This is a genomic window from Stenotrophomonas sp. 1L-E-5-B-C3 (assembly GCF_057292075.1).
In genome coordinates, this window is the sequence record NZ_JBXAWS010000005.1 from 261846 (window position 1) to 286967 (window position 25122).

Annotated in this window: 26 protein-coding genes; 19 read left to right on the forward strand and 7 right to left on the reverse strand. The window is 66.4% G+C overall.

Annotated elements, in window-relative coordinates; all coding sequences use genetic code 11:
* Positions 1-6 precede the first annotated feature (6 nt).
* The 4 genes from aat to AC0Z6F_RS09150 all read left to right on the forward strand — a co-directional run bounded on the left by aat (position 7) and on the right by AC0Z6F_RS09150 (position 2008).
* Positions 7-747, forward strand: a complete 741-nt coding sequence (aat, locus tag AC0Z6F_RS09135) for a leucyl/phenylalanyl-tRNA--protein transferase (protein WP_485617125.1) — start codon at positions 7-9, stop codon at positions 745-747.
* An 86-nt stretch (positions 748-833) separates the two neighbouring features.
* Positions 834-1052: a translation initiation factor IF-1 gene (infA, locus tag AC0Z6F_RS09140; protein WP_005409596.1), complete on the forward strand. Its 219-nt coding sequence runs from the start codon at positions 834-836 to the stop codon at positions 1050-1052.
* Positions 1053-1223: 171 nt separating this feature from the next.
* Complete coding sequence (locus AC0Z6F_RS09145; RefSeq protein WP_006366661.1) at positions 1224-1496, forward strand: hypothetical protein; 273 nt, start codon at positions 1224-1226, stop codon at positions 1494-1496.
* Positions 1497-1624: 128 nt separating this feature from the next.
* Complete coding sequence (locus AC0Z6F_RS09150) at positions 1625-2008, forward strand: hypothetical protein (protein ID WP_012510998.1); 384 nt, start codon at positions 1625-1627, stop codon at positions 2006-2008.
* Positions 2009-2083: 75 nt separating this feature from the next.
* Here AC0Z6F_RS09150 and clpA read toward each other — a convergent pair whose 3' ends face one another.
* Positions 2084-4369 carry an ATP-dependent Clp protease ATP-binding subunit ClpA gene (gene clpA / locus AC0Z6F_RS09155; RefSeq protein ID WP_006366657.1) on the reverse strand — a complete coding sequence of 762 codons (2286 nt, stop codon included), beginning with the start codon at positions 4367-4369 and terminating at the stop codon, positions 2084-2086.
* Positions 4370-4507: 138 nt separating this feature from the next.
* Between clpA and AC0Z6F_RS09160 the strand changes: the two genes are divergently transcribed.
* Complete coding sequence (locus AC0Z6F_RS09160) at positions 4508-5320, forward strand: APH(6) family putative aminoglycoside O-phosphotransferase (protein WP_100434600.1); 813 nt, start codon at positions 4508-4510, stop codon at positions 5318-5320.
* An 80-nt stretch (positions 5321-5400) separates the two neighbouring features.
* Here the strand turns inward: AC0Z6F_RS09160 and clpS are convergent, their stop codons facing one another.
* Positions 5401-5727, reverse strand: coding sequence for an ATP-dependent Clp protease adapter ClpS (gene clpS, locus AC0Z6F_RS09165; protein WP_006366596.1), 327 nt, complete (start codon positions 5725-5727; stop codon positions 5401-5403).
* 112 nt (positions 5728-5839) lie between these two features.
* Here clpS and AC0Z6F_RS09170 point away from each other — a divergent pair, with 112 nt between their 5' ends.
* The 7 genes from AC0Z6F_RS09170 to AC0Z6F_RS09200 all read left to right on the forward strand — a co-directional run bounded on the left by AC0Z6F_RS09170 (position 5840) and on the right by AC0Z6F_RS09200 (position 11163).
* On the forward strand, positions 5840-6313 hold the full coding sequence (locus AC0Z6F_RS09170) for a hypothetical protein (protein WP_006366498.1): 474 nt from the start codon (positions 5840-5842) through the stop codon (positions 6311-6313).
* A 1-nt stretch (position 6314) separates the two neighbouring features.
* The gene (locus AC0Z6F_RS09175; RefSeq protein WP_012510996.1) at positions 6315-6776 is read left to right on the forward strand and encodes an NUDIX hydrolase; all 462 of its coding nucleotides are present in this window, start codon (positions 6315-6317) and stop codon (positions 6774-6776) included.
* Entirely contained in the window at positions 6773-7915 is a 1143-nt protein-coding gene (gene mnmA / locus AC0Z6F_RS09180) for a tRNA 2-thiouridine(34) synthase MnmA (protein WP_012510995.1), read from the forward strand. The genes AC0Z6F_RS09175 and mnmA overlap by 4 nt, the downstream gene beginning before the upstream one ends.
* Positions 7912-8526 (forward strand): high frequency lysogenization protein HflD, encoded by a 615-nt coding sequence (gene hflD, locus AC0Z6F_RS09185; RefSeq protein ID WP_006366435.1) that lies wholly within the window; start codon positions 7912-7914, stop codon positions 8524-8526. The genes mnmA and hflD overlap by 4 nt, the downstream gene beginning before the upstream one ends.
* Before the next feature lie 165 nt (positions 8527-8691).
* Entirely contained in the window at positions 8692-9882 is a 1191-nt protein-coding gene (locus tag AC0Z6F_RS09190) for a methyl-accepting chemotaxis protein (RefSeq protein ID WP_012510994.1), read from the forward strand.
* A gap of 104 nt (positions 9883-9986) precedes the next feature.
* Positions 9987-10202: a hypothetical protein gene (locus AC0Z6F_RS09195; RefSeq protein ID WP_041864514.1), complete on the forward strand. Its 216-nt coding sequence runs from the start codon at positions 9987-9989 to the stop codon at positions 10200-10202.
* Positions 10203-10656: 454 nt separating this feature from the next.
* Positions 10657-11163: a hypothetical protein gene (locus tag AC0Z6F_RS09200; protein ID WP_485617112.1), complete on the forward strand. Its 507-nt coding sequence runs from the start codon at positions 10657-10659 to the stop codon at positions 11161-11163.
* A gap of 287 nt (positions 11164-11450) precedes the next feature.
* On the opposite strand, the gene AC0Z6F_RS09205 is transcribed toward AC0Z6F_RS09200, so the two are convergent.
* Positions 11451-14210: a bifunctional diguanylate cyclase/phosphodiesterase gene (locus tag AC0Z6F_RS09205; RefSeq protein ID WP_006366334.1), complete on the reverse strand. Its 2760-nt coding sequence runs from the start codon at positions 14208-14210 to the stop codon at positions 11451-11453.
* 131 nt (positions 14211-14341) lie between these two features.
* On the opposite strand from AC0Z6F_RS09205, the gene AC0Z6F_RS09210 reads away from it, so the two are divergent.
* Both AC0Z6F_RS09210 and AC0Z6F_RS09215 read left to right on the forward strand, forming a co-directional pair.
* Positions 14342-16444: a sensor histidine kinase gene (locus tag AC0Z6F_RS09210; RefSeq protein ID WP_197581027.1), complete on the forward strand. Its 2103-nt coding sequence runs from the start codon at positions 14342-14344 to the stop codon at positions 16442-16444.
* A gap of 4 nt (positions 16445-16448) precedes the next feature.
* Positions 16449-18221, forward strand: coding sequence for an EAL domain-containing protein (locus AC0Z6F_RS09215; protein WP_197581025.1), 1773 nt, complete (start codon positions 16449-16451; stop codon positions 18219-18221).
* 93 nt (positions 18222-18314) lie between these two features.
* Here the strand turns inward: AC0Z6F_RS09215 and AC0Z6F_RS09220 are convergent, their stop codons facing one another.
* The 4 genes from AC0Z6F_RS09220 to flgA all read right to left on the reverse strand — a co-directional run bounded on the left by AC0Z6F_RS09220 (position 18315) and on the right by flgA (position 20999).
* Positions 18315-19535 (reverse strand): ATP-binding protein, encoded by a 1221-nt coding sequence (locus tag AC0Z6F_RS09220; RefSeq protein WP_006366327.1) that lies wholly within the window; start codon positions 19533-19535, stop codon positions 18315-18317.
* A gap of 91 nt (positions 19536-19626) precedes the next feature.
* Entirely contained in the window at positions 19627-19965 is a 339-nt protein-coding gene (locus AC0Z6F_RS09225; protein WP_006366325.1) for a flagellar protein FlgN, read from the reverse strand.
* Positions 19962-20267 carry a flagellar biosynthesis anti-sigma factor FlgM gene (gene flgM / locus AC0Z6F_RS09230; RefSeq protein ID WP_006366323.1) on the reverse strand — a complete coding sequence of 102 codons (306 nt, stop codon included), beginning with the start codon at positions 20265-20267 and terminating at the stop codon, positions 19962-19964. Before flgM ends, AC0Z6F_RS09225 begins: the two co-directional genes overlap by 4 nt.
* Positions 20268-20342: 75 nt before the next feature.
* Positions 20343-20999 carry a flagellar basal body P-ring formation chaperone FlgA gene (flgA, locus tag AC0Z6F_RS09235; protein ID WP_485617113.1) on the reverse strand — a complete coding sequence of 219 codons (657 nt, stop codon included), beginning with the start codon at positions 20997-20999 and terminating at the stop codon, positions 20343-20345.
* Positions 21000-21254: 255 nt separating this feature from the next.
* On the opposite strand from flgA, the gene AC0Z6F_RS09240 reads away from it, so the two are divergent.
* The 5 genes from AC0Z6F_RS09240 to flgE all read left to right on the forward strand — a co-directional run bounded on the left by AC0Z6F_RS09240 (position 21255) and on the right by flgE (position 25118).
* Positions 21255-22199, forward strand: coding sequence for a chemotaxis protein (locus AC0Z6F_RS09240; protein ID WP_006366257.1), 945 nt, complete (start codon positions 21255-21257; stop codon positions 22197-22199).
* A 149-nt stretch (positions 22200-22348) separates the two neighbouring features.
* Entirely contained in the window at positions 22349-22744 is a 396-nt protein-coding gene (gene flgB / locus AC0Z6F_RS09245) for a flagellar basal body rod protein FlgB (protein ID WP_006366156.1), read from the forward strand.
* Positions 22745-22747: 3 nt separating this feature from the next.
* Positions 22748-23155, forward strand: coding sequence for a flagellar basal body rod protein FlgC (gene flgC, locus AC0Z6F_RS09250; protein WP_005416461.1), 408 nt, complete (start codon positions 22748-22750; stop codon positions 23153-23155).
* 23 nt (positions 23156-23178) lie between these two features.
* Complete coding sequence (locus tag AC0Z6F_RS09255) at positions 23179-23862, forward strand: flagellar hook assembly protein FlgD (protein WP_006366154.1); 684 nt, start codon at positions 23179-23181, stop codon at positions 23860-23862.
* A 32-nt stretch (positions 23863-23894) separates the two neighbouring features.
* The gene (gene flgE / locus AC0Z6F_RS09260; protein WP_006366152.1) at positions 23895-25118 is read left to right on the forward strand and encodes a flagellar hook protein FlgE; all 1224 of its coding nucleotides are present in this window, start codon (positions 23895-23897) and stop codon (positions 25116-25118) included.
* Positions 25119-25122 lie beyond the last annotated feature (4 nt).

The following is a 25122-nucleotide window of genomic DNA, read 5'->3' on the forward strand; positions in this document are numbered from 1 at the left end:
GACGGCATGACCCGCCAGCTGCCCTGGCGCCTGGCCGATACGCCGGACGCCCCCTTCCCTCCGGCCGAGACCGCACTGCGCCAGCCCGATGGCCTGCTGGCGGTGGGCGGCGACCTGCACCCGGTGCGCCTGCTCAACGCCTATGCCGGCGGCATCTTTCCGTGGTTCAGCGAGGGCGAGCCGATCCTGTGGTGGTCGCCGGACCCGCGCATGGTGTTCCGTACCGATGGCGTGCATCTGTCCAGCCGCTTCCGCCGCCAGTTGCGCAGCAGCACGTGGGAGATCACCGTCGACACCGCCTTCGGCCGGGTGATGCGCGCCTGCGCCGCAGCGCCACGCCCCGGCCAGGACGGCACCTGGATCAGCCCGGCGATGGTCGAGGCTTACAGCCAGCTGCATGACCTTGGCTTTGCCCACTCCTTCGAAGTCTGGGACCGGCAGACCCTGGTCGGCGGCATCTATGGCGTCGCGATCGGCGCCATGTTTTTCGGCGAGAGCATGTTCAGCGGCGCCAGTGGCGGCTCCAAGATCGCCCTGGCCGCATTGGCGACCACCCTGCGCGACTGGGGCTGGCAACTGATTGATGCCCAGGTCGAAAATCCGCACCTGCTGCGGATGGGTGCCGAACACCTGCCACGCGCGGAATTCCTCGATCACGTGCGCCAGGCCGTCCATCAGGATGGCCGTGAAGGCCCCTGGACCCAGGCTGTGGGGCGTTTGCCGGCACGGCATTTGGCCGGGGGTTAACACAAACTTTGCAAGCTGGGCCCATCACGCGTAAAATACCGCGCCTTAGGCCCAGCGTGGCCGTTTTCTGAACCGCACAGGACTACATGTCGAAAGACGATTCCATCGAGTTCGAGGGCACCGTCAGCGAGACGCTGCCGAACACCACTTTCCGCGTTCGTCTGGAAAATGGGCACGAAATCATCGCCCATATCTCCGGTCGCATGCGCAAGAACTACATCCGCATCCTCACCGGTGACCGGGTCAAGGTTGAAATGACCCCGTACGACCTGACCAAGGGTCGTATCACCTACCGCATGAAGTAAGCGGTCGGCGCTTGGCGCCACTCCGACAGGGCCGGCCTTGCTGCTGGCCCTTTGTCGTGCGCGCAACAAAGTGGCGATTCTCGATATCACTCGCTTTTCGACCTTGTCTGAGATCCGGCGCTGCACAGGCGATCTAGGCTCAATGCGTTCTTCACAGATGGCGTTGCGTGCATGACCTACCTGATCGTCCTGGATCCACAGTCCGTCACCAGCCGCTGCTATGCCAGCAAGGGCCCGGACGGCACCTGGTTCGGCCAGCCCTGCCTGGTCTGCACCAGCATGGATGCCTCGCATCCGCTTTACCTGGCCGTACAGCGCGAGATCCCGCACATGGGCGGCACCCTGAAGCAGCGCCTGCACATCCCGCACGAGGCAGTTGCCTTCGTCATCGAGGACGGTGGCGACCAGGGGCGCCAGCAAGGGTTCCGCTCGATCGCCGCGTGAGTCGCCATAGGTCATTGTGACCGACCACACCGTGGCGTCGGTCAGCCCCGCTTGAGGCAGATTCGCATGTGCAGCGACCGCGGCATCGTGGGATCCGATCCAGTCCGGATCGCCACTCTCGCCCGATCATGAACGCCCTGCTCCCGCACGTCCTGCTGTCGGCAGTTCTGCTGGTCAGCCCCCCCCTGTCGGCGCCCGCCGCCGAACCCGCCAAACCCTCCACCACGGCCGAGTGCATCGCCCTTAGCACCAATCGCGACATCCGCCCCTCCAGTACGGAACGCGAAGTGCTGCTGCGCGACGGCAACAACCACTATCGAGTCCACCTGCAGAAGCGCTGCCTTGGCGCCGCCGCCTCGGCCAGTTACGTCTTCTTCACGCCGAACACGCCCGAACAGATCTGCGGTGACGCCCGCAGCACACTACAGACCGACAGCAACCACTGCGCTGTGACCCGGATCGAGCGGGTCGATGCGGCAACCTTCAAGCGCCTGGCCCAGCAGGGACGTTGAAGGGCTGATACGCAACAAGGGCGGCCGGAGCCGCCCTTGTTTTCCAACCGCACCCGGAATCGATCCGGCGCCGCCTTACTCCACCGTCACCGGCAACAACCGCTCCGGCTCGGCCTGTGTCTCGACCACCAGCTCGTCGTCGCGGACATCGATGCTGACCCTGCCGCCGTTGACCAGCTTGCCGAACAACAACTCGTCGGCCAGTGGGCGCTTGATCTTGTCCTGGATCACGCGGGCCATCGGGCGGGCACCCATCAACGGATCGAAACCATGGTGGGCCAGCCAGTCGCGCGCGGTCGGGGTGGCCGACAGGCTGACGTGCTTGTCCTGCAACAGCATCTCCAGCTCGATCAGGAACTTGTCGACCACGCGCAGGATGTGCTCGAAGCCCAACGCCTGGAACTGCACCACCGCGTCAAGGCGGTTGCGGAACTCCGGGGTGAAGCTGCGGCGGATGGTCTCCATCGCGTCGGTGGCATGGTCCTGCTTGGTGAAGCCGATCGAGCGCCGCGAGGCCTGCGCCGCGCCGGCATTGGTGGTCATCACCAGCACCACGTTCTTGAAGTTGGCTTCACGACCGTTGGTATCGGTCAGCACGCCGCGGTCCATCACCTGCAACAGGATGTTGAAGATGTCCGGGTGCGCCTTCTCGATCTCATCCAGCAGCAGCACGCAGTGCGGGGTCTTGACGATCTTCTCGGTCAACAGGCCGCCCTGGTCGAAGCCGACATAGCCCGGAGGCGCACCAATCAGGCGGCTGATCGAGTGCGGCTCCATGTACTCGGACATGTCGAAACGGACCAGCTCGATGCCCAGCTGCAGCGCCAGCTGCTTGGTCACCTCGGTCTTGCCCACGCCGGTGGGGCCGGCGAACAGGAAGTTGCCGATCGGCTTTTCCGGATTGCCCAGCCCGGAACGGGCCAGCTTGATCGCCGACGCCAGCGTATCGATGGCCGGATCCTGGCCGAAGATCACCATCTTCAGGTTGCGCTCCAGGTGCTGCAGCACATCCTTGTCGGTGGCGCTGACCTGCTTGGCCGGAATACGCGCCATCTTGGCGACGATCGCTTCCACTTCCTCGACGTCGATCAGCTCCTTGCGCTGGCCTTCCGGCAGCAGGCGCTGGCGGGCACCCGCCTCGTCGATCACGTCGATGGCCTTGTCCGGCAGCAGACGGTCGCCGATGTGCTTGACCGACAGATCCACCGCCGCCTGCAGCGCCTCGTCGGAATACGTCACGCCGTGGTGCAGCTCATACTTGGACTTGAGGCCCTGCAGGATCTCGTAGGTCTCGCCGACGGTCGGCTCGACGATGTCGATCTTCTGGAAGCGGCGCGCCAGCGCCCGGTCCTTCTCGAAGATGCCGCGGTACTCCTGGAAGGTGGTCGAGCCGATGCAGCGCAGCTCACCTGAAGCCAGTGCCGGCTTGATCAGGTTGGACGCATCCATGGTGCCGCCCGAGGCCGAGCCGGCACCGATGATGGTGTGGATCTCGTCGATGAACAGTACCGCGTTGGGCACCTTCTTCAGCGCGGTCAGCACGCCCTTCAGGCGCTTCTCGAAATCACCGCGGTACTTGGTGCCGGCCACCAGCGCACCGAGGTCGAGCGAGTAGATCACCGCGTCCGACAGCACCTCCGGCACCGAACCTTCAACGATGCGGCGGGCCAGGCCCTCGGCGATGGCGGTCTTGCCGACCCCGGCCTCGCCCACGTACAGCGGGTTGTTCTTGCGGCGGCGGCACAGCACCTGGATGGTGCGCTCGATCTCGTCGGCACGGCCGACCAGCGGGTCGATGCGACCGGCGCGGGCCTGTTCGTTGAGGTTGCTGGCGAATTCGGTCAGGGCATCGCCCTTCGGCTCACCCTCCCCGCCTTCGATGCGGCTCTCGCCCTCGGAGGAAGAGGACGGCTGCTCGCCCTCCTCGCCCAGCTTGGCAATGCCGTGGGACAGGTAATTGACCACATCCAGCCGGGTGACGTCCTGCTGGTTGAGGTAATAGACGGCGTGGGAGTCCTTTTCGCCGAAGATGGCGACCAGCACGTTGGCGCCGGTGACCTCCTTCTTGCCAGAGGACTGAACGTGGTAGACGGCCCGCTGCAGCACGCGCTGGAAGCCCAGGGTCGGCTGGGTATCGCGGCCGTCATCTTCGGCCAGACGGGACACGGAGGCCTCGATGGCCTGCTCCAGCTCCTGGCGCAGGCGTTCGGCGTCGGCGCCACATGCCTTCAGTACGGCCTGGGCGGACGGGTTGTCGAGCAGTGCCAACAGCAGGTGTTCGACCGTCATGAATTCATGCCGGGCCTCACGGGCGCGCTTGTAGCACTGGCCGATGGTGTGTTCGAGGTCTTTGCTGAACATGGATTACTCCGGCGGCAGATGGGGACAATATGCGGCCTGACTACGCGATTTCCATCACCCTAGCGGATTGCTGCGTTCAGATGGCGTTAGCAGTATGGATCGCTTGATCTTCATTCACTCCAGGACAGCCCACCCAGCATGAGCGAACCCTACCTGAGCCGCTGGCGATTGCGGCGTGATGGCGCGGCCATCGAGACGCCCCATGCCCAGCTCTGGCCGGTACTGACCATCGCCGGCCAGCCAGCGATGCTGAAGATCAGCAGCGAAACCGAGGAGCAGAACAGCCACCGCCTGCTGCGTTGGTGGGACGGCGACGGTTCCGCCCGGCTGCTGGCCCACGAGGGCCCGGCGATCCTGATCGAACGTGCCGGCGGCGACTCGCTGCGGCAGCGCTCGATCGAGGGCGACGATGACACCTGCACCACGATCCTGTGCCAGGTCCTGCAACGGCTGCACCGGCCACGGAGCGCACCGCCAGCGGAACTGGTCTGCCTGCGTACATGGTTCGCGGACCTGCTGCAGCCAAGGGCGGCGCTGCCATCACTGCTGGAACAGTGCGGATCACTGGCGGCGGCATTGTTGCAGGAGGAACAGGAAATCCGACCGCTGCACGGCGACCTGCACCACGACAACGTGCTCGATTTCGGCGCGCGCGGCTGGTTGGCGATCGACCCGAAGCGACTGATCGGCGACCGCGCGTTCGATTACACGACGCTCTTCAGCAACCCGGACCTGTGCGGACCGGACATCCACGTTGCGACACAGCCCGAGCGGTTTGCCGCCCGGGTGGAGCAGGTCACTGCGCTGGCGGGGATCGAGCGGCACAGGCTGCTGCGCTGGATCGCAGCCAGCGCGGGGCTGTCAGCGGTGTGGTTCCGGGATGACGGGGACACCGCCGATATCGACGACGCGGTGGCGCGGATGGCGCTGGAGGCGTTGGCGGAGGGGTGACCTCCGCGCCTGGTAGGTGCCCACCTTGGTGGGCACGCCGTGTCCGGGATCGATGTGCCCGGACCAGAATCGGCAGCCGGTCAGGCCTTTTCCATCGTGCACAGCAGCGGGTGCTGGTTCATGCGCGAGTACTCGTTGACCTGGGCGACCTTGGTCTCGGCCACTTCACGGGTGAACACTCCGCATACGCCGCGGCCGCGGGTGTGGACGTGCAGCATCACCTGCGTGGCCTTGTCCAGGTCCATGGTGAAGAACTGCTGCAGCACGTCCACCACGAAATCCATCGGGGTGTAGTCGTCGTTGAGCAGCATCACCTGGTAGAACGGCGGCGGCGCCACTTCCGGGCGCGCGGGTTCCACGGCAACGCCGTGCTCGTGATGGGAATCGGGGGAAGACTCGCGGGGCATCTGCCCATTATAGAGGCTCGAGCGGGCCCGCGTGGGCCCGCCGCAGATTGGACGGCACGCACGGCCGCCGTCACAATTGCACCCTCTCTCAATACTGTTTCACAGGATCTTCATGAAAAGGACACTTCTCCCCGCCCTGCTGGTCGCCCTGGCTGCCGCCGGCTCTGCCGCTGCTGCGCCGGAGGGCGACAAGGCCGTGGCCCGCCACCTGGACAAGCTGGGTTACAACTACGAGGTCGACGAAGACGGCGACTACCGCCTGGTGTTCGATGTCGAAGGCGATCGCACCCAGATGGTCTACGTTCGCTCGTCGGTGGAAGATTTCGGCACCCACAACATCCGCGAGATCTGGTCGCCGGCCTACAACGCCAAGACCAAGCAGTTCCCGGTAGCCGTGGCCAACCGCCTGCTGGAAGATTCGCAGGACGCCAAGATGGGCGGCTGGGTGAAGCAGGACACCACGGCGATGTTCGTCGTGAAGATCGACGCCGATGCCACGGCGGACCAGCTCAGCGACGCCATCGATGCGGCCATCCGTACCGCCGATGCGATGGAGCTGGAACTGACCAAGAAGGACGAGTTCTGAGTTGAACGCTACGCCGGACCCGCGCTGGGCACCGCACGCCACCGTCGCCACCGTGGTGGTTGACGGCGGCCGCGTGCTGCTGGTTGAAGAAACCATCGACGGCCGCGCGGTGCTGAACCAGCCGGCCGGCCACCTCGAGCCGGGCGAAAGCCTGGCCGAGGCGGCACTGCGCGAGACCCGCGAGGAAACCGGCTGGACCGTACAGCTGACCCATTTCATCGGCTGCTACCAATGGACCGCCGGCGACGGCACCACCTTCCTGCGCTTCTGTTATGCGGCGCGCCCGGTCTCGCACGACCCAGCGCAGCCGCTGGACACCGGCATCGACCGTGCGCTGTGGCTGGCGCCGGACGAGCTGCAGGCCGCCGGCGAGCGCCTGCGCAGCCCGCTGGTCTGGCAGGTGGTGGCCGACTACCTGGGCGGCCAGCGCCATCCGCTTTCGTTGGTCCGGGAGGTCGCATGAGCACTCCGCGCGTAATGGTCGGCGTCTCTGGTGGCGTCGATTCCTCGGTCGCTGCCTGGCGGCTGGTGCAGCAGGGCGAAGCCGTGGCCGGCCTGTTCATGCAGAACTGGGCCGACGACGGCAGCGGCGAGTGCCGCGCCGAGGACGACCGCCGTGATGCGGTGGCCGTGTGTGGCCTGCTCGGCATTCCGTTCCACTTCCGCGATTTCTCCAACGAATACTGGCAGGGCGTGTTCGAGCACTTCCTGGCCGAGTATGCCGCCGGCCGCACCCCGAACCCGGACGTGCTGTGCAACCGCGAGGTGAAATTCAAGCACTTCCTGGATGCCGCCCGCGAGCTGGGCGCCGAGCGCATCGCCACTGGCCACTACGCGCGGGTGGCCCAGCGCGGCCACCAGTGGCTGCTGCTGCGCGGCGCCGACCGCTCCAAGGACCAGAGCTACTTCCTGCACCAGTTGGGCCAGCAGCAGCTGGCAGCGACCCTGTTCCCGATCGGCGACCTGGAAAAGACCGACCTGCGCCGGATCGCGCGTGACGTCAGCCTGCCGACCCACGCCAAGAAGGACTCTACCGGCATCTGCTTCATCGGCGAGCGCGACTTCCGCGAGTTCCTTGGCCGCTACCTGCCGGCCAAGCCCGGGCAGATCCTCGACCCGGCCGACGGCAGCGTGATTGCCGAGCATCCAGGCGTGTTCTATTTCACCCTGGGCCAGCGCGAGGGCCTGAACATCGGCGGCGTGCGTGGCCGCCCTGCGGCGCCGTGGTACGTGGTCGGCAAGGACGTGGCCAGCAACGTGCTGTACGTCGACCAGGATCGCGACAGCACGTGGATGCTGTCCAACCGCCTGCGCTCGGAGACCGCGCACTGGATTGCCGGCGCGCCGCCGGCACGGCGCTTCGAGTGCACCGCGCAGACCCGCTACCGCCAGCCCGACGAGCCGTGTACGGTCGAGGTGCTGGACGATGGCAGCGTACTGGTCACCTTCGCGCGCCCACAGCGCGCCGTCACCCCCGGTCAGTCGCTGGTGCTGTATGACGGCGACGTGTGCCTGGGTGGCGCGGTGATCGCCGCCACCGATGCGCCGCTGGAACAGCGCCTGCGCACCACCCCTTCTCCTTTTGAGGTAATCGCTGCATGAGTTTCACTGTCGACGACCGCGTTCTGGCTTTGGCCGGCATTGCCCAGGCCCTGCAGCAGGTACGCCGTATCGCCGATACCGGCCATTCCGACGCCGCCGCCGTTCGCACTGCCGTGGAGAGCGTGTTCCGCGTCGATGCGTCCTCGCCGCAGGAGGTGTTCGGTGACCGTCATGCGCTGAAGGCCGGCCTGCGCCTGCTGCACAACTACTTCCGCAGCCAGGGCCAGGACCCGATCCTGCCCAAGCTGGCCTTGTCAGTGCTGCAGCTGGAGCGCCGCTTCGTGCAGGAAGGCGAGACCGTGAACAAGGTCGCCTCGGGCATCGAGCGCGCCCAGCGCCAGGCCGCCGAACTGGGCGACAGCGGTCACCCGGACGTACTGGCCAACCTGGGCGGCCTGTACGCCGACACCATCAGCCACCTCAAGCCGCGGGTGATGGTCCAGGGCAATCCGCACTACCTGGGCCAGGCCGGCGTGGTCGCCGAGATCCGCGCCCTGCTGCTGGCCGCCGTGCGCTCTGCGGTGCTCTGGCGCCAGCTGGGCGGCAGCTACTGGGACTTCCTGTTCAGCCGCAAGGCGATGATCGAGGCTGTGGACCGCCAGCTGGCGTGAGGGTGTGGGGGCGGATCCCTTTCCGGCTCGGCAAGAGCCCTGACCCCGAACGCCCCCGGCAGCGCCGGAAAACCGGCGCATTCAGAATGCACTTCGAGGCATATCGACGTTAAAGAGAAAGGGGGTACGGCCGATACATCCTCCGTGCACCTCCCGAGAACGTCCATGTACTCACGCATTTTCATCCGTCTGGCCGCCCCCCTGGCTCTGACCCTGCTGCTCCCCTTCGCCATCGGTTTCGAATGGCCGGCCGCCCTGCGCTGGGCGATCCTGACCACGATGACGCTGAGCTGGCTCGGCTTTGCGTGGTGGACCACCCGCGCCCAGGCGCACCGCTCCCCGGAACACGCCCGTGTCCTGCGCGAGCAGGACCAGCTGTTGACCGAGCTGCGCAACTTCGTCGGCAACGAGATCGACGGTTCACGTGGCGAAGTGGAACGCGCCCGCGACCTGATCCGCCAAGCCGTCTCCAGCCTGGGTGGCAGCTTCGATGCGATGAACCGCAAGTCGCGCCAGCAGAGCCAGGCCCTGTCGCGCATCGTCGACCGCGCCGGTGACGAAGGCAGCGCCGGCCTCGACGTTGCCCGTTTTGCCCAGCACGCCAGCAACCGCATGGAACAGCTGGTGGAAGCGCTGGAACAGGTGAGCGGCCAGAGCAGCACCACCGTGCAGCACATCGACCAGATGGCGCAGCACCTGGATGGCATCTTCGCGCTGCTGGAAGACGTCAAGTCGATCGCCGACCAGACCAACCTGCTGGCCCTGAATGCCGCCATCGAAGCCGCGCGTGCCGGTGAAGCCGGTCGTGGCTTCGCGGTGGTCGCCGACGAAGTGCGCAACCTGTCCGAGCGCTCGACCACGTTCAACGAGCAGATCCGCAAGCTGGCGCACAGCTCCAAGGACGCCATCGCCAAGGTCCGCGAGACGGTTTCGCACATGGCCTCGCGTGACATGGACCGCTCCCGTGAAGCGCGTCAGGAAGCGGCGGCGATGCTCGATAACGTGGCGCAGATCAACGCGTCGCTGGGCGATGGCATGCGCGAAGTATCCGATTGCGCCCGTTCGATCGATGGCAGCGTGGCCGAAGCCGTCCGCGCCCTGCAGTTCGAAGACATCGCCACCCAGGCGCTGGGCGGCGTGCACACCCACCTGGACCGCCTGACCGCGATCAACCGCGAAGCGGTGGCCCTGCAGGAACTGCTGCACCGCAATGGCGGCGTGTTCGACGAAGAGATCGCCACCGCCCTGCAGCGCACCGGCAGCCGCCTTCGTGAACTGCGCAGCGAATGGGAACGCCCGCCGCACAAGCCGGTCGCCCAGCAGAGCATGGGCGCTGGCACCGTCGAGCTGTTCTGATCCTGATGTCCGCTGCCGCTGCCGCTGCCGGCAGCCCGCAAGGCCCCGGTTCGTCCGGGGCCTTTGCCTGTAACCCGCCGTTGGATGCATCCTCTACGCGCACCATGACCGTTATCCGCGCCCTGCCCTCTCTGGCCGACAACGACCGCCCGCGCAACGCGAGCGTGCGTGAGCAGCTGCAGCAGCTGGAAGACGTGGCCCGCGAAGAGATCCGCGAACTGCAGCAGCTGGCCGATGCGCGTCCTGGCCCGTCACGGGCGGACGACGCGCTGCTGGGTCTGGCGTGGGATCTGGGCCTGGACGGCGAAGCCCTGCAGTAGATCCACGTCATGCGTGGATGGCCTTCACCACCACCCCCTCCAAACCCATGGCATGATCCGCCCATGCCACCTACGGCTGGACACGGGGTGTCGTCGCATGATGCCGGTTATCGTGGGGCACTCATCCTGCCCGTGGCTGGAGTTCAATCCCATCCACACGATGCGAGCCTATTCACTTCGGCCCAGACCCGGAATGATCCGAAGCATCGTCGCGCACAGTGTTGATCCGCAGATTCTGGATCTCAGCGATCTGGTGGAAGAGGATTGAACCAGAGGGACTGCTGGCTCTCTGCGCTTCTTCGGACGTGCGCGCCACAGTGCTGCGAACAGTCCTGACATCATCCACGCAGGGCGTGGATCCATTGAAAAGGCGGCATCCGCAGTCTCCGCAGCCGCTGTGACATGATGCGCCGGTCCCGTTCATGGAAGACCGATGGCCATCGCCCTGATTGCATTGCTGCTGATCGAAGTCCTGCTGCTGGTGCTGTGGGCGCCGTTCTTCTTCCGCACCGGCATCGTCCTGTTCAATCAGCGCATCGCCGCTACGCCGGCAGAGCTGGCGCAGCTTTCGCTGGCTGGGTTGGAGCATGATCTGCCGGCCGATGCCTGGCTGCGCCTGGTGTTCCGCGCGCTGCCGGACGGCAGTATCGCCTTTCGCGAGAGCTTCACACCGAGCTTTGGCGGTCGCTACTTTCCGCTGATGCGCGGGCGGGTGGTGATCGACGTCCGACGCAGGGAGGTGCGGGTGGTCGGGCGGTGCAGCTGGTTCGCGCTGGGCCTGACACTGATGCTGGTGCCGATCATCCTCATCCGGCCAGCTGCGTCGCCGATGCTGGTGGCGCTGCTGCTGTTCTACATGGGCTATTTCATCCAGCGCCGACGCTATGCACATGTGGTGGAAGCAGTGCGCGCACGAATTCGCTCCGAATTTCCGCAGCGAATGGTTACCAAGCTGCAGTAGATCCACGCTGTGCGTGGATGATCGCGAGCACAGGCATCAGTGCCGACCAACGGTCGGCACCCACCAGAGCCGGCGCCGTCAGTAGATCCACGCTGTGCGTGGATGATCGCGAGCGCAGGCATCAGTGCCGACCAACGGTCGGCACCCACCAGAGCCGGCGCCGTCAGTAGATCCACGCTGTGCGTGGATGATCGCGAGCGCAGGCATTCGTGTCGACCAAGGTCGACACCTACCAGAGCGGTGCGTCGGCGTGCGGCGATCCCGCCGGGCATGGCCCGGCGCTACCCTCAGCGTGCCAGCACGGCCTCGCTGGCAGCATCGGTGCGCCCTGGCGCGGCGTGCTGCTGTCGCAACCATTGCGCCAGGTCGCGCGGGCTGAGCGGGCGCGAGTACAGGTAGCCCTGGATCTCGTCGCAGCCCTGGCGGCGCAGCATGTCTTCTTCCTGGTGTGTTTCCACGCCCTCGGCCACTACCTTCATGCCCAGTGCGTGACCCAGGTGCACGATGGCCTGGGTCACTTCGGCCGTGCCCGAGTCATGCAGCATGCCCTGCACGAAACTGCGGTCGATCTTCAGGCGCCCCACCGGGAAACGGTTGAGGTAGTTCAGATTGGAGAAGCCGGTACCAAAGTCATCCACCGCCAATGGCACGCCATGCCGTTCCAGCACGTCGAAGCAATGCCGCAGAATGTCGGTGTCACGGATCAACGCCGACTCGGTCAGCTCGAGCTCCAGCCGCTGCGGCGGCCAGCCGTGGGCGTGGCAGATCTCGATCACCCGCTCAGCAAAACCGCGATCACGCAGCTGCACTGCCGACACATTGACTGCGATGCGGTCAAAACACAGGCCAGCCCGGTCCCAGGCGATTGCCTGCCGGCAGGCTTCGTTCAGCACCCAGTCGCCGATGCGCACGATCTCGCCGCACTTCTCTGCAATCGGAATGAATTCGGCCGGGCTGCAGTAGCCGATGCCGGGCCGATGCCAGCGCAACAGTGCCTCGATCGCCGGCGGTTCGCCATGATGCGCATGCAGCAGCGGCTGGTAGGCCAGGCTGAACTCTTCGCGTTCGATCGCGCCATGCAGCGCGTGCTCGAGCTCGAGCCGACGCTGGATACGCGCCAGCGCGTCCTGGCTGTAGTACTGGTAGGTATTCCGCCCGGCTTCCTTGGCCGCGTACATCGCGGCATCAGCGGCGCGCAGCAGCGAGTCGAAATCAGTCTGCGCGTCACCCAGCATCGCAATGCCAACGCTGGCGCCGACCTTCAGCGTGGTGTCGCCACGGCGCAGCGGCTCGGCCAGCGAAGCGATCAGCTTGCGCGCCACGTGGCCGGCGTCTTCCGGCTCGGCCAGGTCGCGCAACACCACGATGAACTCGTCGCCACTGAAACGGCCGAACAGATCGTTGTTGCGCAGGTTCTGGTGCAGGCGCGTGGCCGCGGCCTTCAGCAGCGCATCACCGGTGGCGTGGCCGAAGCTGTCGTTGATGGTCTTGAAGCCGTCCAGATCAATGAACAGCATCGCCAGCGAGGTGCCGCGGTCGCGCGCTTCCTCGATGGCTTCAGCGGTCTGCTCGCCCAGCAGCACGCGATTGGGCAGGCCGGTCAGCAGATCGTAGTGCGCCAGCAGCTCGATGCGCTCGTTGGCCTCGCGCTCGCGGGTGATGTCACGGAACAGGACCACGAAGCGCGGCGGCAGGCCATCGCGGCGATCCAGCTCGATCAGCACCTGCACCCACACGCGCAGGCCGGACTGGCGGTAGAAGCACAGGTCCAGCTGCTCGGGGAGGCCACCGCCGGCAATCCGCACCAGTGCGGCCTCGAAGGCGCTGCGCGAATCTTCGGTGTACAGCGCCAGTGCCTGGTCCAGGCTGATCGGCTCCTTGCGCAGGCCGTGGATGCGGTAGCACTCCTCGGTCCACTGCATGTGCCGGGTCTGCACTTCGATCTCGCAACCGCCGATGCGGCCCAGTGCGGAGACACGGTTGAGCAGCTCGGTGCGCCAGCGGATCAACGCGTCGGTCTGGTGCTGCTCGGTGATGTTCTGCACCTGGCCGAGCAGGCGCTTGGGCTGGCCATCGGTGTCCAGCAGCGGCTGCATCCACAGCCGCAGGTGCTGCGAGGGCTCGTTGCCGCGAGTCAGTTCCAGCTCGATGTTGGCTGCGCGGCCATCGCGCCATACCCGCCGCCAGGCGGCACGCAGCGCACCACGAGAGCGCGGATGCAGCTGTTTCAACCAGCGCCGCTGGCCGGGCACGCTGCCCTGCTCCAGCGACAGCAGCGAACGCAGCTCCGGCGACCACCAGAACAGGCCACTATCGGGATCGAACGACCAGCTGCCCATGCTGGCGATGCGCTGGGCCTCGCTCAGGTGCAGCTGCTGCTCCTGCAGCAGGCCTTCCAGCTGTTTCTGCTGCTCGATATCGGTATGCGTGCCGACCATGCGCAGTGGCTGGCCGTCGGCGGTGCGCGCCACCACACGACCGCGATCAAGCACCCAGCGCCATTGGCCATCGGCCTGGCGGAACCGGAACTGGGCGCTGTACTGCTCGCTCAGGCCACGCAGGTGCTGGTCCAGCGCGACACGGACCTGGCCGATGTCTTCGCTGTGTACGCGCGCCAGTATCTCGGTGGCGGTTTCATCACCCAGCGCCGGTGTGCGGACTACGCGGTCGCTGGGAATGTCCCAGTCCCACAAGCTGTGGCCGGCACTGTCCAAGGCCAGTTCCCAGCGCCCGCCACCATCGACCGGGACCGGCTCGGGGATGCTCAGCGTGAAGGCCAGCAAGTTGCCTGCGCCATCGTGCACGGCGCGCAGGTGGCCATCGTAGTGCCCGCGCGGGCCGCCAGGAAGCGTGCAGGCCACGATGCCACCATCGGCCGCCAACAGGCGCAGATCTTCCAGCATCGGCGCGTACGCAGCCACGGTGGCCGGCAGGCCATGCTCGCGCGCAGCCGGATTGGCCGCCAGCGGGCGGCCCGTGCGGTCGACGATGACCAGCGCCGACGCAAGCGGGTGCTGCAGCAGGCTGGCGATGATCCCTTGGTCCACGCGATCTTGCTCCGGATGACACGCCCGTCAGCGGGGCACGCAGTGGTTAACGGCGCCTGCGCCGGATAATTGAGTGGTCAGGGCACACCCGCGCGGTAAGATGGCCGGCGCCCCTTTCACCCACCCCGTCCATGCCCGCAGAACCGACCGGCAACGCCCCTGTTCCCGACCCGCGGATGGCGCAGGCGTTGAGCCGCGACCGGCGGCGGGTGGTGCTGAGCTACCTGGCGATGGCGCTGGCCTGGATGATCGCTACCGACAGCGCGGTACAGGCACTGGTGCCCGACCCGCACCAGGCGGCGTTGTGGCAGGGCTTGAAGGGCTCGTTCTTCGCCCTGGCCAGCGCCGGCCTGCTGTACCTGCTGCTGCGCCCGCTGGCCGAACACGTGCTGCATACCCATGCCCGCCAGCAGGCCTCCGAACTGCGCCTGCGGCAGATGTTCGAAGGCAACCCCGGCCCGATCCTGGTCTACGACCTGGATACCTTGGCGATCCTCGATGCCAACCCGGCCGCCTGCAGCACCTTCGGCTGGGAACGTGATGAACTGCTGGAGCAGACCATCGATGCGCTGTGGCCACCGGGCCAGGAACAGGCGCTGCAGACCAAGCTGGAGGCGATCCGCGAGGCGCCCGAGGAGCTGTGCATCCTGCGTACGCAGCTGCAGCTGCGCGACGGCAGCCTGCGGCAGATGGAGCTGCGCTCGAACGCGATCAGCTACGACGGACACAATGCCCGCCTGTTGATCGCCATCGACCGTACCGCCGAGGACCTGGCGCAGCTGCGCCGCGACCAAGCCCTGGCACGGGTCGAGGAAGCGCATGAGCTGGCCCGCATCGGTGCCTGGGAGCTGGACCCGTCCAGCGGACAGGGCCGCTATTCCAACCAGGTCTATCGCCTGCTCGGCCGACGCCCGCCCGAAGCCCGTCGCTGGCACCGTTTCGATGAACTGCTGGTGCCGGCCGACCCGGCCACCGCGTCACAGACCGAGCAGCTGCTGGCCGAGCTGTGCTCAGGCGAGCCTGTACAGGTGGACGTGCTGCTGCCACTGCTGGCGATGGACGGTCATGCACTGATGGTGCACCTGCGCGCCGCCAGTGGCACTGATGAAGCCGGCCGCAACCGTGTGCTCGGCACCCTGCAGGACGTAACCGAGCGCGAACAGTCACGCCGCCTGCTGCGTGAGCGCGAAGAGCAGTTCCGTGAGCTGGTGCGGGTGCTGCCCGATGGTGTGGTGATCCTTTCCGACGAGCATGTGCTGTATGCCAATGCCTGGGCGGCAGGCCTGTTCGGCTATGGCAGCCACACCCTGCTCGGCGAGCCGCTGTCGGCGCTGGTTGCCGCCACCGATCTGGTGCGGGTGCGCGCCCAGCTGCGTGCCGGCCAGCCCCATCTTGGCCCTGGCCACAGCAGCGTGGTGGCGATGCAGCGCGCCGACGGCCGCAGCTTCCATGCCGGCCTGGCGGTGGGCGAAGTGCGCTATGGTGGCCGCGACTGCAAGCTGTTGATCGTGCGCGACCTGAGCGATTCGGAGCGCACCCGCGCCGCGCTGGAAACCAGCAACCGCGAGCTGCAGGCGATGGCCGGGCGCCTGTTCTCCCTGCAGGAGGACGAGCGCCGTGCGATCTCGCGCGACCTGCACGATGACATCGGCCAGGCCATCACCGCGATCAAGCTGTCGGCCTATGCAGCGCAGGACGAAGACGATGCGCAGCGGCGTGGCGAGGATCTGGCGCAGATCGTCAGCCTCGCCGACACCACCGTGTCCAAGCTGCGCGACATTTCCACCCTGCTGCGGCCGCCACAGCTGGATGCGCTGGGCCTGGAGGCCGCACTGAGCTGGCAGGCACGGGTACTGTTCCGCTCATCGCCGGTGGAACTGCTGGCCGAGATCGAGCCGTTGCCACAGCGCCCCGACAACAGCATCGAGCAGGCCTGCTTCCGCATCGCTCAAGAGAGCCTGACCAATGCGCTGCGCCATGCCCGCGCCAGCCAGGTGCTGCTGCAATTGCGCGACGTCGGCCAGCGTAGCCTGCACCTGCAGATCCGCGATGATGGCGAGGGTTTCGACCCGGACGGTCCGCGCGGGCTCGGCCTGATCGTGATGCGCGAACGCGCACAGAGCGTCGGCGGGCATGTGCGGATCGAGTCCGCGCACGGTGAAGGCACCCTGATCGACGTCCACCTCCCCTACCAGGCGGCCAGCATGGCCGCCGTCGAGTCACCGGAATACTGAGCCTATGTGGAATCCCAACCAGCCGCCGGTCAGCATCGATGATGCCCCCGACCGCCTCGGCGCCGGCAACCCCGAACTGCAGGTGATGGTCACCGAAGCGGCCTCCGGCGGCACCCCGCTGATGTTGATGCATGTGGACATCGACCACTTTGCATCGGTCAACGAGAACATGAGCGCCGAGGTGGGTGACCAGGCACTGGTGCTGGTGGCGCAACGGCTGCAGTCCTACCTGCGCGGACGCGGCAAGCTGTGGCGCCACGGCAGCGACGAGTTCCTGATCGCCGTTCCGCGCACTGCGGATGTGCCGCTGCCGGAGGACTTCGCCGAGGAAATCCGCCAGCAGATGGAGCTTCCGCTGTCGGTGCTGCCGTACACGCTGTTCATGACCGGCAAGCTGGGCGTAAGCCTGTGCCCGGAACATGCCAGCAGCACTTCGCGCCTGCTCGACCACGCCGAGGATGCGCTGTACCAGGCCGCCCGCGAAGGCGGCAACGCGGTGCGCATCCACGCCGTGGACACCCCGCCGAGCGCGCACAGTGAAAGCATCATCGCGCGACAGATCGTCGATGCCATTCCCAATGGCGAACTGAAACTGCGCTACCAGCCGCTGGTCAGCGCCCGCGACGGCCACGTGGTGGGCATGGAGGCGCTGCTGCGCTGGCAGTCACCGACGCTGGGCATGCTGGTGCCGGAGCGCTTCATGCGCACCGCCGAGCGGCTGGGCATCATCGTGCAGATCGGCACCTGGGTGCTGGAGGGTGCGCTGAAGCAGGCGCGTCTGTGGCGCGACCAGGGCTTCGACGACTTCACCATCGCGGTGAACGTATCGACCCTGCAGCTGCTGCGGCCGAACTTCTTTGCCGAAGTGATGGGGGTGATCCAGGCCTCGGGCGTGCCCGCGCAGATGCTGACGCTGGAAATCAACGAAAGCGCACTGACCAACAACGTCAACTTCGTTCACGAGACGCTGGCCAACCTGCGCAACGAAGGCATCAGCCTGAGCCTGGACAACTTCGGCACCGGCGACTCCAGCCTGAGCGCGCTGGTGCGCTACCCGGTGGACAAGCTGAAGATCGACCGCAGCTTCATCAAGAGCGCGCCGGCCGGCAACCGCGAGGCCGCCATCGCCCGCGCCATCATCGCGATGGGCCACCAGCTGGGCATGACGGTGATTGCCAATGGCGTGGAATCGCAGGCACAGCTTGGCTTCCTGCGCCGCAACGACTGCGATGTGTTCCAGGGCTATCTGTTCGGCGAGCCGATGTCGGCCGATGCCGCCGGCATGACCCTGCGCCGTCGCTACCTGCGCCCGGAAGCGTTCGCCGAAACGCGGCCGGACCGCACGCTGTTGCTGCTGGACGACGAAGAAAACGTGCTGCGCTCGCTGGTGCGCCTGTTCCGTCGCGACGGCTACCGCATCCTGGCCGCCGGCAACGTGCGCGATGCGTTCGACCTGCTGGCGATCAACGACGTGCAGGTGATCCTGTCCGACCAGCGCATGAGCGACATGAGCGGCACCGAGTTCCTCGGCCGGGTGAAGATGCTGTACCCGGACACGATCCGCCTGGTGCTGTCCGGCTACACCGATCTGAACACGGTGACCGATGCGATCAACCGTGGTGCGATCTACCGGTTCCTGACCAAGCCGTGGAACGACGACGAGCTGCGCAAGCACATCCACCAGGCGTTCCGCACCTACGAGGAACAGCGCCGCAGCAATGCCGGGCCGGCGCCGGCTGAACCAGTCGATGGCGGCGAGGATCGTCCGTTGCGGTAACGATCCCCTCTGGTAGAGCCGGCCGCTGGCCGGCTGCTCTGGATGTCGGGTTCAATGAGGTTGCCGGCCAGCGGCCGGCACTACCATAAGCGGTCAGCGCGGCTGCTTCACCGGCAGCACCACGCGGAAGCGCGAACCCACGCCCGGGGTACTGTCCAGGTCGATGCGGCCGTGGTGCTTGTTGATGATGCTGTAGGAGATCGACAGGCCCAGGCCGGTACCGCTGCCCACCGGCTTGGTGGTGAAGAACGGATCGAAGATGCGCTGGCGCAGTTCCGGCGAGATGCCGCCACCGGTGTCCTCGAATTCCACCCACACATGATCGCCATCGACGCCGGTGCGCACGGTGATGGTGCCGCGCTCGGCAATGGCATGGCCTGCGTTGAGCAGCAGGTTCATGTAGACCTGGTTCAACTCCGACGGCAGGCACTCCACCAGCGGCAGCTGGCCGAACTCGCGCACCAGGTGCACCTTGTACTTGAGTTCGTTCCAGATGATGTTGATGGTCGATTCCAGGCCGGAATGCAGGTCGACCAGCTTCCACGATTCATCGCGGCCGGAGTACGAGAAGTCCTTCAGGTCGCGCACGATGCGGGTGACCCGCTCGATGCCCTCGCGTGATTCGGCCATCAGCTGCGGCAGGTCGCGGCTGATGAAATCGATGTCCAGGCGGTCACGGATATCGTCGATTTCCGGGATCAGCGCCTTCGGGTCCGGCGCACGCAACGCGCGCTCATAGGCTTCGATGACGGTGAACAGGCTGCGCAGATACTCCTGCAGGCTGCCCAGGTTGGAGTGCACGTAACCGATCGGGTTGTTGATCTCGTGTGCAACGCCGGCGGCGAGCTGGCCGATCGAGGCCATCTTCTCCGACTGCAGCAGCTTTTCCTGGGTGCCGTTCAGGCGCAGATAGGCCTGCCGCAGCTCGGCATGCCGCTGCTGCAGCTCGCGCTCGTAGTCTTCCTGCCCTTCGATGTGGCGGAACAGGGCCAGGAAATGCCCCTGGCCGACCGGGCCGTGATAGTAGAGGTGGGCAATGATCACGCCCTCGCCCAGCGGCAGGCTGCCATTCCAATGGCCGTGCTGGCGCGCCTGCTCCAGCGCATCGGGCGGCAGCAGTTCGCGCAGGCGCTGCGGCGGCGGCAAGGCGCCATCCTCACCACTGGCGAGCAGGTTCTGGGCGGCCGGGTTGGCCAGGGCCACCTGCCCGTCTTCGGTGAACAGCAGCAGGCCTTCGCGCAGGCGCTCAAGCAATGCCTGCAGCACCGGCTGCGGCGGAAGGGGGGCGGTAACCAGGGCGTTGGCAGCGGACACGGCGACTCGGGGCGTTCGAACAGGCGCCCAATATACGCGGTCATGCAGCGGGCTTCAGCCCGCCGGAATGGGTTGTGCGACCGCCGTCGCGTCAGGCGACGGCGAGTGGGCGGCGCGCAGTGACCGTATGCGACTGGCCCTTGGCATCGTAGGCCGAGGCATCCTCGGTGCGGCCCAGCTGGCGCAGTGCCCAGTTGACCTCGCGGCGTCGCCGCGACAGCAGTACGCCGTTGGCGCGGTTGCGCTCGGCCAGTTCCTGCAGCTGTTCGCCCTCGCCGACCGGCGGCGCGCCTTCCAGCGCACGCAGCGCTTCCAGCTTGGCACCGGTCGCCCGGATCAGGGCGTGCACGTCGTGCTCGACCAGGGCCTGGCGTTCAACGTCCAGGGCCTGGGCAAGGCGCTGCAGCGGCTCGCTCATCGCCGCGGTCATCCGTGCAGCTGCTGGTCCAGCTCGAGCATGCGCGAAGCAATCGCGTCCGGATTGATCTTGTAGGTGCCGTTCTGCAGCGATTCGCGCACGGCCGCCACGCGCTGGGCGTCGATCGCCGGTGCGGTGGTCAGCTCACGCTCGATGGCCTGCAGATTGGTGGCCTCGCCGGTCAGGCGCAGGCTGTCGGCCGCCTCGACCGGGCGGGTCGGCGCATCGCTGCTGACGCCGGGCTTGTTGGCCGGGGTCGTCACGCTGCGCAGTGCCTGGGGGACCTGCAGGTTGCCGTCGATTTTCTGGCTCATGGGGTGTCCTGGAGTTGCCGTACACAAGGGATAACGGCCGCAGGGCCGTGATCTTTAGGGATATTCTGCAGTAATTCAACGCGCCACGATTACGTCACCTGCGGCATCGACCGTACCCTGTACGATCCGCCGCGAGGACAGGTTCTCTACCGAAACCCGTTCGTTCTCACCGGCATCACCCATCGCGCGGCCGGCAATGCGGACCTCGACCGAGCCGCGACGCGAAACCAGGGCCACACTGTCTCCGCGCTTGATGAGACGCTGCACCACCAGATCGTTGTTCGACAGCAGGGCCCCGGCCTGCAGCGGACGACGGGCGATGCGGCCGATCGCCGCATTGGGATCGGCCAGCACCGCACCGGCAATCCGGGCGGCATCACGCTGGGCAGTGGTGATATCGGCGGCAGTGAGGGTTTCTCCAGTGCCGATTCCACGGTTGAGCACCAGTACGGTCTGGTTGCGCCGGACCTTCACCGGTACGAACAGGCGCCAGCCACCGGCATCGGGACAGCTGACCTCCACCGTGGTGTTGGCGGTCGGCTGCACCTGTAATGCGCCACCACACCTGGGCAAGCGCAGCGCATCGGCCACCTGGGCCTCACCCTCGCTGCCGGCCGCCAGCGTCGACAACGCTGCCGCGCGGATGCTGGCCACCGGCTGCCAGTCGGCAGCGACCGCCCACGGCGAGGCCGCGGCCAGCGCGATGGCGAATAGAGATGTGACCCGGCGCATGGCGCCTCCTTATCGGTAAGACCTGGCCCAGGTGCGTGCAAGGGGTGTGCCAGATCGACAGGGCGTGTTGATCGGGACCGGGATGGGAATGGGCATGGGGCCGGATGGGTAGAGTCGACTGTCAGTCGACTTTCGCGCGAAGCGCGGAGTTTCCCGCGATCGGATCAAAGAGCAGTCGACTCTACAAAACGGTGCGGAACGCGCGGTCGACAGAGCGCCCTCAAGTTCGGCGGCCACCACGCCGATACAGCAGCCATGTCCCATGACCTGCTCAACCGGATCGACCAGCGAACCCGACTGGCCGGCCACAACCGCCTGGCGCTGCTGCTGTTCCGCCTCGGCGGACGTCAGCTTTTTGGCGTCAATGTCTTCAAGGTGCAGGAAGTCCTGCGCCGCCCGGAACTGTTCCAGGTGCCCGGCCTGCCCAGCCAGTTCGCCGGCGTGGCCGACGTGCGTGGCCGCTCGGTACCGGTGCTGGACCTGGGCCTGGCGATCGGCCACCCCGAGCGCGAGCCGGATGCCGATACCGCGCCCGGCTACCTGGTCGTCACCGAATTCAACCGTTCCATCCAGGGCTTCCTGGTCAGCGGCGTGGAGCGCATCGTCAACATTGCGGTGGAAGACATCCATCCGCCGCCGGAACTGGGCGCCGAATCCAGCTACCTGACTGCGGTGACCCGCTTCCAGGGCGAGCTGATCCAGGTGATCGACGTTGAGAGCGTGCTGGCCGACATCGCCCAGGTGCGCGGTGAAGCCGTGCTCGACCCGGCGATGGCGATGCCGTCCGATGGCCCGCAGCTGCAGGTGCTGGTGGTGGACGACTCGCGTGTGGCCCGCCAGCAGATCCGCAGCGTGCTGGACCAGCTGGGGGTGGGCGCCACCCTGCTCTCGGACGGCAAGGCGGCGCTGGACCACCTGCTGCAGATCCACGCCTCGGGCGAGAACCCTGCCGAGCGCTACGCCATGGTCATCTCGGACATCGAGATGCCGGCCATGGACGGCTACACGCTGACGACGGAAATCCGGCGCCATCCTGGCCTGGCCGGCCTGTATGTGCTGCTGCACACCTCGCTGTCGGGCGTATTCAACAATGCGATGGTCGAGCGCGTCGGCGCCAATGCCTTCGTCGCCAAGTATTCGCCGCACGAGCTGGCCGACTTCGTGCTGGACCGCCTGCGCAAGGTGGCGATGGCGGCGTAAGGCCGGCCGCGGGGTCGGATCCCGGAACGGGGTCCGACCCCGCATCGCAACGCGTCGACCACGGGGTCAGAGCCCCTGCGGGGATCTGACCCCGCGCCTTTGGCACACCCCTTGCAGCTTCCCGGGCAACGTTCCCGTGGGAGTGCATCGTGCGCAACCTGATTACCGACTACCTGGGCGTCCACGCCCAGGCCATGCCGTTGCGCGAACAGCGGATGAAGCTGATCGCCAGCAACCTCGGCAATGCCGACACTCCCGGCTACAAGGCCCAGGACCTGGACTTCGATGCCGCCCTGCGCCATGCCCAGGGGCAGGATGCCAACGGCCTGATGACCACCACCAACGAGCAGCACTACGAGATCAGTAGTGGCCTGAACCCGTTCCAGATCGCGCGCGAAGGCGTGCAGCCCAGCCTCGACGGCAACACCGTCGATCCCGATGCCGAGCGTGCCGCCTATGGCCGTGCCGCGCTCGAGTACCGCGCCTCGCTCAGCTTCGTCGAGAGCAAGGTGCGTTCCATGCTGACTGCGATCACGGGGCAATAAGCCATGAGCAACCTGCCGATCTTCGACATCGCCGGCTCCGCGCTGCAGGCGCAGTCGGTGCGCATGAGCACCATCGCCTCCAACCTCTCCAACGCCGACACCGTAGCCGGTTCCGCCGACGCTGTGTACAAGCCGCTGGAGCCGATCTTCCAGGCTGTCACCAGCAAGAACGATCCGAACATCACCTCGGTGAAGGTGAAGGAGATCACCCAGAGCGAGGCGGCGCCGATCAAGCGCTACGAGCCGGGCCATCCGCTGGCCGACGCCGACGGCTACATCTACCAGCCCGACGTCGATCCGGTGGCACAGATGGTCAACCTGATCTCGACCTCGCGCAATTACCAGGCCGGCGTGGAGATGTTGACCACCGCCAAGGAACTGGCCCTGGCCACCCTGACCATGGGCCGCTGAGGCCCGCAGCACCGGATACCGCCATGACCACCGCCGTCAACAACCAGACCAACCAGGACGTCTACTCCGCGCTCGGCCTGAACGCTCCCAACAGCAACGCCACGAAAAAGAAGAACACGCTGGACCAGGCCGATTTCCTGCGACTGATGACCGAGCAGCTGCAGCACCAGGATCCGCTGAAGCCGATGGACAACACACAGATGGTCGCGCAGATGGCGCAGATGTCGACCGTGCAGGGCATCACCGATCTGAACAAGACGGTCAAGGGCTTCCAGGAATCGATGGCCAGCGACCAGGTGCTGCGTGGCGCCGCGCTGGTCGGCCACCAGGTGCTGGTGCCTTCGGAAAAACTGGTACTGGAAAAGGAAGGCACGGTGGAAGGCACCGTTGCCGCACCGGCGGCCGGCATCGTCACCGTGGACATCACCGACGCCAACGGCGCCAAGGTCACCTCGCTGAGCGTGGAAGCCAAGGCCGCCGGCGAAACCGCCTTCAAGTGGGATGGCAAGGATGCCAACGGCAAGCGCATGGAGCCCGGCAAGTATTCCATCGTCGCCAACCATGTCGACACCGCCGGCAAGAGCACCAAGCTGTCCACCTTCGTGCAGGCACCGGTGGAGAGCGTGACCGTCGGTTCCGACGGCCTGTACCTGAACCTCAAGGGCCTGGGCACGGCCCCGATCGACTACGTGCTCCGCGTCAGCTGAGCCGCACACCCCGCACTTACCAGGAGCATCCCATGGGCTTCAATGTCTCGCTGTCCGGCATCAATGCCGCCAACTCCGACCTGAGCGTCACCGCCAACAACGTCGCCAACGTCAACACCACCGGCTTCAAGGAATCGCGCGCGGAATTCGCCGACCTGTTCTCGGCTACCGGCTACGGCCTGTCGAAGAACGCGGTCGGTTCGGGTGTGCGCGTCTCCAACGTCGCCCAGCAGTTCAAGCAGGGCCACAACGAACAGACCGGGCGCAGCCTGGACATGGCCATTTCCGGTGAAGGCTTCTTCACCATGAACATGAACGGCACCCGCGTGTACTCGCGCGCCGGCAACTTCCAGACCGATCCGTCCGGCTACGTGATCAACCCGCAGGGCGCACGCCTGCAGGTGTTCGCACCGAATGCCGATGGCACCAACTTCGACGCCGGCCGCATGGTCGACCTGCAGCTGCTGACCACCGACAGCGCTCCGAAGCAGACCAGCGAGGTCAAGGTCGGCTTCACCCTGCCTGCCAACGCCAAGCAGCCGACGGTCACCACCTTCGACCCGACCGATTCCAACAGCTACAACCACTCCAGCGGTGGCATCACCGTGTACGACTCGCTGGGCGTGAGCCACATCCAGGTGTCCTACTTCGTGAAGGGCGCCAACCCCAACGAATGGACGGTGCGCAACTACGTCGATGGCCAACCGGCCGGCGCGCCGACCCCGGTCACCTTTGACAACAGCGGCAAGCTGACTGCACCTGCCAACGGCAAGGTCAGCCTCGGCACCTTCACCCCGACCACCGGCGCCGGCGTGCTGAACATGACGCTCGATGTCAGCGGCTCGACCCAGTACGGCGAGAAGTTCGCGCTGCGCAACACCCAGCAGGACGGCTACGCCGCCGGCAAGCTCAACGAGATCACCGTATCGGAAACCGGCGTGGTCTACGCCCGCTACTCCAACGGTGCCGACAAGCCGCTGGGCCAGGTTGCACTGACCACCTTCAACAATCCGCAGGGCCTGGAATCGAAGGGCAACAACCTGTGGGTGGATACCTTCAGCTCGGGCACGCCGCGCACCGGCATGCCGGACACCTCCAACCTCGGCAAGATCCAGGCCGGCTCACTGGAAGCGTCCACCGTCGACCTCACCGAGCAGCTGGTCAACATGATCACCGCGCAGCGCAACTTCCAGGCCAACGCGCAGATGATCACCACCCAGGACCAGATCACCCAGACCGTCATCAACATCCGTTGATGAC

What these genes read in the sequence shown, in the direction of transcription:
- AC0Z6F_RS09170 (WP_006366498.1), top strand. Translation starts at nt 5,840, where the DNA reads ATGAAAAGGACACTTCTCCCCGCCCTGCTGGTCGCCCTGGCTGCCGCC.
- AC0Z6F_RS09255 (WP_006366154.1), top strand. Translation starts at nt 23,179, where the DNA reads ATGACCACCGCCGTCAACAACCAGACCAACCAGGACGTCTACTCCGCG.
- AC0Z6F_RS09150 (WP_012510998.1), top strand. Translation starts at nt 1,625, where the DNA reads ATGAACGCCCTGCTCCCGCACGTCCTGCTGTCGGCAGTTCTGCTGGTC.
- AC0Z6F_RS09210 (WP_197581027.1), top strand. Translation starts at nt 14,342, where the DNA reads ATGCCCGCAGAACCGACCGGCAACGCCCCTGTTCCCGACCCGCGGATG.
- aat (WP_485617125.1), top strand. Translation starts at nt 7, where the DNA reads ATGACCCGCCAGCTGCCCTGGCGCCTGGCCGATACGCCGGACGCCCCC.
- clpA (WP_006366657.1), bottom strand. Translation starts at nt 4,369, where the DNA reads ATGTTCAGCAAAGACCTCGAACACACCATCGGCCAGTGCTACAAGCGC.
- AC0Z6F_RS09160 (WP_100434600.1), top strand. Translation starts at nt 4,508, where the DNA reads ATGAGCGAACCCTACCTGAGCCGCTGGCGATTGCGGCGTGATGGCGCG.
- AC0Z6F_RS09145 (WP_006366661.1), top strand. Translation starts at nt 1,224, where the DNA reads ATGACCTACCTGATCGTCCTGGATCCACAGTCCGTCACCAGCCGCTGC.
- clpS (WP_006366596.1), bottom strand. Translation starts at nt 5,727, where the DNA reads ATGCCCCGCGAGTCTTCCCCCGATTCCCATCACGAGCACGGCGTTGCC.
- infA (WP_005409596.1), top strand. Translation starts at nt 834, where the DNA reads ATGTCGAAAGACGATTCCATCGAGTTCGAGGGCACCGTCAGCGAGACG.
- mnmA (WP_012510995.1), top strand. Translation starts at nt 6,773, where the DNA reads ATGAGCACTCCGCGCGTAATGGTCGGCGTCTCTGGTGGCGTCGATTCC.
- AC0Z6F_RS09240 (WP_006366257.1), top strand. Translation starts at nt 21,255, where the DNA reads ATGTCCCATGACCTGCTCAACCGGATCGACCAGCGAACCCGACTGGCC.
- AC0Z6F_RS09195 (WP_041864514.1), top strand. Translation starts at nt 9,987, where the DNA reads ATGACCGTTATCCGCGCCCTGCCCTCTCTGGCCGACAACGACCGCCCG.
- AC0Z6F_RS09215 (WP_197581025.1), top strand. Translation starts at nt 16,449, where the DNA reads ATGTGGAATCCCAACCAGCCGCCGGTCAGCATCGATGATGCCCCCGAC.
- AC0Z6F_RS09225 (WP_006366325.1), bottom strand. Translation starts at nt 19,965, where the DNA reads ATGACCGCGGCGATGAGCGAGCCGCTGCAGCGCCTTGCCCAGGCCCTG.
- flgE (WP_006366152.1), top strand. Translation starts at nt 23,895, where the DNA reads ATGGGCTTCAATGTCTCGCTGTCCGGCATCAATGCCGCCAACTCCGAC.
- AC0Z6F_RS09190 (WP_012510994.1), top strand. Translation starts at nt 8,692, where the DNA reads ATGTACTCACGCATTTTCATCCGTCTGGCCGCCCCCCTGGCTCTGACC.
- flgC (WP_005416461.1), top strand. Translation starts at nt 22,748, where the DNA reads ATGAGCAACCTGCCGATCTTCGACATCGCCGGCTCCGCGCTGCAGGCG.
- flgA (WP_485617113.1), bottom strand. Translation starts at nt 20,999, where the DNA reads ATGCGCCGGGTCACATCTCTATTCGCCATCGCGCTGGCCGCGGCCTCG.
- flgM (WP_006366323.1), bottom strand. Translation starts at nt 20,267, where the DNA reads ATGAGCCAGAAAATCGACGGCAACCTGCAGGTCCCCCAGGCACTGCGC.
- hflD (WP_006366435.1), top strand. Translation starts at nt 7,912, where the DNA reads ATGAGTTTCACTGTCGACGACCGCGTTCTGGCTTTGGCCGGCATTGCC.